This is a genomic window from Actinomyces sp. HMSC08A09, from assembly GCF_001807465.1.
Taxonomy (GTDB): domain Bacteria; phylum Actinomycetota; class Actinomycetes; order Actinomycetales; family Actinomycetaceae; genus Actinomyces; species Actinomyces oris.
Genome location: NZ_KV789142.1, coordinates 22,939 through 29,285 on the forward strand (window position 1 = coordinate 22,939; position 6,347 = coordinate 29,285).

The 6,347-nt window shown below is 64.6% G+C and carries 7 protein-coding genes and 1 tRNA gene; 4 read left to right on the forward strand and 4 right to left on the reverse strand.

Going from position 1 to position 6,347, the window contains the following annotated elements:
* The first annotated feature begins 2 nt into the window (after positions 1-2).
* The 3 genes from HMPREF3165_RS10130 to HMPREF3165_RS10140 all read left to right on the forward strand — a co-directional run bounded on the left by HMPREF3165_RS10130 (position 3) and on the right by HMPREF3165_RS10140 (position 2,161).
* Positions 3-821, forward strand: coding sequence for a C40 family peptidase (locus tag HMPREF3165_RS10130; protein WP_003788969.1), 819 nt, complete (start codon positions 3-5; stop codon positions 819-821).
* A gap of 227 nt (positions 822-1,048) precedes the next feature.
* A complete protein-coding gene (locus tag HMPREF3165_RS10135; protein WP_009407622.1) occupies positions 1,049-1,987 on the forward strand; it encodes a universal stress protein in 939 nt (312 codons plus the stop codon).
* 101 nt (positions 1,988-2,088) lie between these two features.
* Positions 2,089-2,161: transfer RNA gene (locus HMPREF3165_RS10140), tRNA-Arg, on the forward strand.
* Positions 2,162-2,278: 117 nt separating this feature from the next.
* Here the strand turns inward: HMPREF3165_RS10140 and HMPREF3165_RS13015 are convergent.
* The 4 genes from HMPREF3165_RS13015 to HMPREF3165_RS10160 form a co-directional block, all read right to left on the reverse strand.
* Entirely contained in the window at positions 2,279-3,199 is a 921-nt protein-coding gene (locus HMPREF3165_RS13015; protein ID WP_075402121.1) for a tyrosine-type recombinase/integrase, read from the reverse strand.
* Between the two features lie 110 nt (positions 3,200-3,309).
* The gene (locus HMPREF3165_RS10150; RefSeq protein ID WP_070513118.1) at positions 3,310-3,567 is read right to left on the reverse strand and encodes a hypothetical protein; all 258 of its coding nucleotides are present in this window, start codon (positions 3,565-3,567) and stop codon (positions 3,310-3,312) included.
* Positions 3,568-3,601: 34 nt separating this feature from the next.
* The gene (locus tag HMPREF3165_RS10155; protein ID WP_218079050.1) at positions 3,602-5,017 is read right to left on the reverse strand and encodes a type IV secretory system conjugative DNA transfer family protein; all 1,416 of its coding nucleotides are present in this window, start codon (positions 5,015-5,017) and stop codon (positions 3,602-3,604) included.
* Positions 5,018-5,112: 95 nt separating this feature from the next.
* Positions 5,113-5,547, reverse strand: coding sequence for a hypothetical protein (locus tag HMPREF3165_RS10160; protein WP_070513124.1), 435 nt, complete (start codon positions 5,545-5,547; stop codon positions 5,113-5,115).
* A gap of 426 nt (positions 5,548-5,973) precedes the next feature.
* On the opposite strand from HMPREF3165_RS10160, the gene HMPREF3165_RS13320 reads away from it, so the two are divergent.
* A complete protein-coding gene (locus HMPREF3165_RS13320; protein ID WP_141745047.1) occupies positions 5,974-6,270 on the forward strand; it encodes a hypothetical protein in 297 nt (98 codons plus the stop codon).
* Positions 6,271-6,347 lie beyond the last annotated feature (77 nt).

Here is a 6,347-nt window from a genome sequence, read left to right on the forward strand (position 1 = left end):
TCATGTCCTCACGCACCACCGCACGTCACCGCAAAGCCACCCGCGCCCTTACCCCACTGGATGACTTTGCTCCCACCGCGCGCCGCGGTCTGGCTGTCGCCGCTTCGTCCGGCCTCGCCCTGACCATGATGGCTTCGGGAGCCAACGCCGCCGGCCACACCGAGGTCACCTCCTCCGGCACCATCGAGGCTTCCGGCGTGACCCCCGGGGTCGGCATCTTCGCCGCCAACGCTCGCGAGGCCCTGGCCGCCCGCCAGCAGGTCACCATGTCTCAGGTCAACTGGGTCACCGAGGCTGCTCCTGAGGTGGAGGCTGTCGCCCCCGCCCCTGCGGCTCCTCAGGCGCCCGCCGCTCCCGAGGCCCCCGCTGCCCAGGCCGAGCAGACCTCCTCCGAGGCCGCCGCCCCGGCTGCTGCTGACCAGGGCACTGACTCCGCTGCTGCCGACACGCAGGCCGCTCAGGCCACCCCGGCCGCTGCGCCCGCCAGCACCTCCAACTCCTCTGTCGTGGCCATCGCCATGCAGTACGTCGGTGCCCCCTACGTGTGGGGCGCCTCTGGCCCGAGCGCCTTCGACTGCTCCGGCTTCACGCAGTACGTGTACGCCCAGGTCGGCATCAGCCTGCCCCGTACCTCCTCCGAGCAGGCCGTGTCCGGCACCCCGGTGTCCGCCGCTGAGGCCCAGCCCGGCGACCTCGTCACCTGGCCCGGCCACGTCGGCATCTACGCCGGTGACGGCAAGGTCATCGACGCCGGCAGCGAGGACACCGGTGTGGTCTACCGCGACCTCTGGGACTCCCCGAGCTTCGTCCGCGTCGGCTGATACCAGACGCTGAAGTCTTCACCGTGAGGGGTGAGCGTCATCAGGCGCTCACCCCTCACGGCGTGTCAGGAGGGTGGGAGCCGGTCAACGCCGATCAATGTCGGTCAACGGGGCGTCTCAAAGGAGCAAAACGAGGACAAGCCCTTCATGTGGTGGTCCCCACACCCCTTTTCGGGGCAGAATGTTCCTAGGGTCGTAGACCGTGATCTCGAGAAAGGGCAGATCCCATGACTGATGACAATGTCGTCCTCGTTGGAGTCGATGGTTCACCGGAGTCCCTGGCGGCAGTGGACTGGGCCGTGGCGCGAGCTGAGTGCCAGGGTTGGCGCGTCCACATCCTGTGCGCCTACTCCCTGCCCTCCTTCACCACCGCCTCTCTCGACGGCGGCTACGCGGCGCTCGATGACTCGGCCATCAGGTCCGGTGCCCAGGCCGTCATCGATGAGGCCGTCGAGCGCGTCAAGAAGTCCGGCGTCGCCGTCACCTCCTCCCTGGAGACCGGGGACCCGGCCGGGGTCCTCGTCGACCTCTCCGAGGAGGCGACGCTGGCCGTCGTCGGTACCCGGGGCGGTGGCGGCTTCGCCGACCGGCTCCTGGGAACCGTCTCCTCGGCCCTTCCCGCGCACAGCCACTGCCCGGCCGTCGTCGTGCCCCAGCACAACGAGGGAGCCGACTACACGCCGGTACGCCGCATCGTCGTCGGGGTCGACGGCTCCTCCTCTGCCCGCCGGGCCCTCAAGTGGGCCGTGACCGAGGCTGAGGCGTGGGGCGCCGAGCTCACCGCCATCGCCGCCGTCCCGATGGCCTCCGGGGCCGGGGCGTTGGCCTGGCTGCCGGCCGCGGTCGACCGCGAGCAGGTCCTGGCCGACGTCCGCTCCGGACTCGACCGCGCCATCAATGAGGCCCTCGAGGGCCACGAGGGCGTCACGGTGCGCCGCCACGCCCTGGACGGCAATCCGGCCGAGCTCCTGGCCGAGTTCTCCACCGCCGTGGACCTCATCGTCGTCGGCTCGCGTGGGCGCGGGGGCTTCTCCGGTCTCCTGCTGGGTTCCACCAGCCAGGCCGTCCTGTCCCACGCATCCTGCCCCGTGCTGGTCGCGCCGACGCACCACGCCAAGGGGGAGCGGCGCACCTCGCGCACCTCCACCCCGTGGGGTCGGGCCTGAGGCCCCACCCGCCGCGGCGAGCACACCTCCGCTCGCCGCGGCGCCACCCCGTGGCCCGTGTGGTCATGGCTGGGGCGATCCGCTGGTAGTCTTCCCTCCAGGCCCTCGTAGCTCAGGGGATAGAGCACCGCTCTCCTAAAGCGGGTGTCGTTGGTTCGAATCCAATCGAGGGCACTGACACCTTTCCGCGTCATCGCGGGCGTCAGCACCTCACCCGGTTCTGGCGCTCCCTCCCTTCACATCGGATCGCGTGTGCCATACGTATGTGGACTCTGGTTTTCGCCTGGAATCTCAGGGTTTTGCGCTGCGCTCGTCCAGCATGGAGACCAGTCGACGCTCCTCGTCAGTGCTCACTAGGTGCAGGTATGCCCCTGTGGTGGTGACGGAGGCGTGACCCAGCCAGGCGCTGACGGTCGCCACGTCGACGCCCTTGCGCAGCCACTCGCATGCTGCTGTGTGGCGAAGATCATGGATTCGACGGCCGCCGCTGATCTCGTCCCACCGCACCGACCGTCTCATGTTGCTGCGGTTGAGCGGACCGCCCCGCGGGGAGGTAAACACAATGTCGTCTGGCTTCAGGCCACGCAGGCGCCGGCTGATGATGAGCGCAGGGCGTTGCATGAGTGGGACCTTGCGGACCTTCCCGCTCTTGGGTGCCTTCTCCGGGAATCCGTCGCTAGCGCTTCGCCTCACGCGCAGAGCGGTGGCGAGGCCATCGTCGTCGATCACGACGTCACGGGCACGTAGCGCCCTGAGCTCACCCCACCGCAGGCCCGTGTAGGCCAGCACGATAATCACGTCCCCGTACGGGCCTTCTGGAGCCATCGTCTCGACCTCCCGCCACGAGAACGGGTTAGTCGCTGCCCCGATGGCATTGGTTCTCGGAATCCTGATGCCCCGGACGGGGTTGCGGTCGACGACAGCAAGTCCCTCGAGCCACGAGAAAAAGGCAGCAACAGTAATCAGTACACGCTGTTTTGTTCCCGGACTGCCACTGATTGACTTGATCAAACGAGAAATCACTTGAGGATTGACATCGCAGACACGGTGGGCGCGCAGCCACGCGGGCAGTGACGCGCATACCCCTTCGTCCCGTTGCAGCGTCGACGCGGCCACAACTTCACGGCGGTGCTCCAGGAAAAGCGGCAGCCACTCCTGGACCTTTTTCACCGCGCCGACGACGTCGATTCCCGCGGCCAGCTGACGTTTCATGCGGCGTTCCCACGCGCGCGCATCAACAGGACTGTCGAATGTTCGCGTAGCGATCACAGTTCCACCGTCGTAGATGTAAGCACGCCATTTACTGCCAGATTTTGCGACCGTCATTCGTTCGCGCTTTCCGGGATGAAAGTGTGGATATTCTCTGCAACGAAAAGAATCTGCTCAGAAAGATCCTCACAGTACTGGGCATACACTCGTTCGTGCTCCATCTCATCGGCCACTGCATCGCGCTCGTCAGCACTAACCTTGTCCTGCATGAGCTGAAGCTCGATCTCGGCAGCAATATCCGCGGCGCGCAAGGCCTCGTCGCGCACGGCACTGGCCCTGAGGCGGAGCTGCGCCGCCACAAAGCTGGACACTCCCCCAGGGAGGCCAGCGGCCCGCTTCCTGACCTCAGTCGACGACAAGCGCCGGGTTCTTTTCATCATTCCTGTCTCCTGGTGCTGGCGGCAGTCCATTGAGCGTGGCATCGTCCACCAAGAACGCCCTCACGCGCTGGGGCTTATTTGGGGTAGTCAGCTTCCCGTCCTGCTCCACCATTGTGATGGCATATGCCGCTCCGGGCATTCCCTTCAACTCTTTTTCGGGCTTAATCCCGCCCTCCCACTCTTCGCGGTTAACCAGCATAAGCGAGTCGGGGACTCCGCTGGCCGCCATGATGATCCGCGACGTGAAAAGGTCACGAGCCCGCAGTGCGTCTTTTCTTGGGTCCTGAAGTGCGGCAACGACAGAGATCGATGCGGCACGACCTCGAGTAAGGATCGCGCGCAGGTTCCTGTCAACGCTCTTCTCATCTTTCGTGGAATCCGCCGCATATGTGAGCATAGCCGCCTCATCAATCATCACCACGATCCCAGGATAAGCTGGGCACGGGTCTATATTCGTCACTCCGTCGCGACGCATCGACTCCAGACGGTCATCAAGCAGGGCATTGATCTCGGTGAGCAAATCAGCCGCCTCCGCGTAGGTGCGTGCCCGCTTTTCGAAGATCTGTTTGTAGGCTTCCTGCTCGACTCCGCCTTTCAGGTCGATACCATACATTTTGATGCGACGCGCTTGAATCTGAGGAGTCATCCCTACGGCGATACCACCAAGTACACTGCCCTTCCCGGCACCAGTCATGCCAACGATTAGGGTATGGCCGCCAATGATCGGGATCGTCCACTGCTTGCCGGCCTCGGTGATCCCCACCAGCGCCGACCCCACTGGAGCGCCGGCCGCATCAGCCACCGGATACTCTCTAACCTCAGCGAGCGGATCCGGACCCACGACGACAGTGAGGACCACCCCGGCAGCGTCATCGGGAGATGACTCGGCCGTGACTGGTGCGCCCAGCGCGGATCCCAGCCGCTCCGCGGCTTTGGCCGTCTCAGTGGGAGACATGCTCGGCAGCGAGCGAATAGTGACCTCGAGACCGCGGGGCACACGATGAATTGCTGTGACTTCGGGAACGTAGAGGTCCTCAACGATGTCGTCGCCGATCAGCGCATGATGGCGAACTCGGCGCTCCAGACCGGCAGCTGAGCACGCCGAGATCCAACGCAGCTCCCGCAGATTCCGTAGGACGCGATCGACATCATCGCGCCTCCAGTACGCGACGATGGCCGTTCGGCTGGACCACGGCATCTCACCCGGGCGGAGCGTGGTGCGAATGGGCACACGGTGCCAAGCCAGCCACGACGCAAACGCGCACACCATGACGACAACCACCGCAATGAGAGCGAACGTCCACCGATTCCGCTCCGCAGCGATGAACCCCCAGACAGAGAGTGCCGTGAGGATGGCGGTGACTGTGGTTGCTATAGCCACCGTCAGTTGGCGCTCCCACCGGCGGAGCATCGGGCCACGACGACGGACGCGGCGCCGCCCAGCGTCTGGCTGATCAAAATCTGCTGCGGTGCGCATCAGCGACCGCCCTTCCCGCTTGCGGACTCGTCTGCAAGGAGCTCAACCTTCGGCTTCGAGGGTGTGGACGTCGCAGGGTTTGGAACCTCTATGAGCCTGTCGCAGGTAATGGCCTGGCGCGTCTCAGCGCGATCTCCGAACGACGTCACGGCGTACTGAGTGACCCACACGCGGCCATCCATCCTATAGAAGTGACCGTACTTATAGTTGCCTCGCTCGATGACCGAGATCGTGGTTCGAGTGTCAGGTCCGCCCCAGCGACTCGGGCCGACCACGCCGGTCGCGTACGTCGGTTCGCCAGATGGGGCGAGCTTCGGCGCTCCATCCCGCATGCGAGGCCTGACGTCCTCCACGGTCAAATCCGTGCCCATGCCGGCAAAAATGGCATCAGAGAACTGGGCCGAGTCGTACTCAACGTCAGACAGGTCAAGCATGATGAGCTCCTCGATGTGCCGTAACCGATACAACAGATGTTCGCTTCGTGTACACGATAACCTCCGCCTCGGTGGGCGTCAACCTCGGCACCAATCCCCGTAAAACTGCGAAAAATAGACACATATAAACTGGAGTTAGGTGCTGACCTGTGAGCATGTTCTGATGACCATCTATGCTCATAACCGGTACGATACATGTCGCGCCAGTCACGCCCAAAGCTTTGCGCTGCCTCAAATCCTGAGCGCCGTTCAGGCACATGAGAACTTCCGGCAGGTGGCGATGTTGAGCTGTACCGAAGCTGGCAGATGTCCCGCGGTGCCACTACGAAGCGGCCGTTGAGTGGGGTGCGGTGCCCACATTCTTTAGACGCATACAAGTCCTATGTGATGCTTTGCACAGTTCGCTGGTTCGGTAGCATCGCGGTCATGGATGATCAGCAGCGTGAGAGATGTCGAGCCAGCTGTGAGGCGATGGCCGCGGGGGCGATCGCCGCCGCCAGGGCGCTAGCTGATGGGGAGACTCGACCTGATCAGCCTGACCGGCAGGTCGTCGAAGCTCTGAAGGCGCTGGCGACTGCTCAGACCACCCTCACGGAAACTCAGCGAGCACTCATCAATGCAGCGCTGGATGCGGGCGTGAGTGTGAGGAGGACGGCGGCGGCTGCTGGGCGACCAGTGGTGACGGTGCAAAAATGGCGGAAAGACGCCAAAGAATCAGATTGACCGTAACTTCTCTCTACAGGATCAAGGGGGCCGCCTTCGGCGGCCCCGGTGGGCGGCGCGCTCCTCGCGTCGCGCGC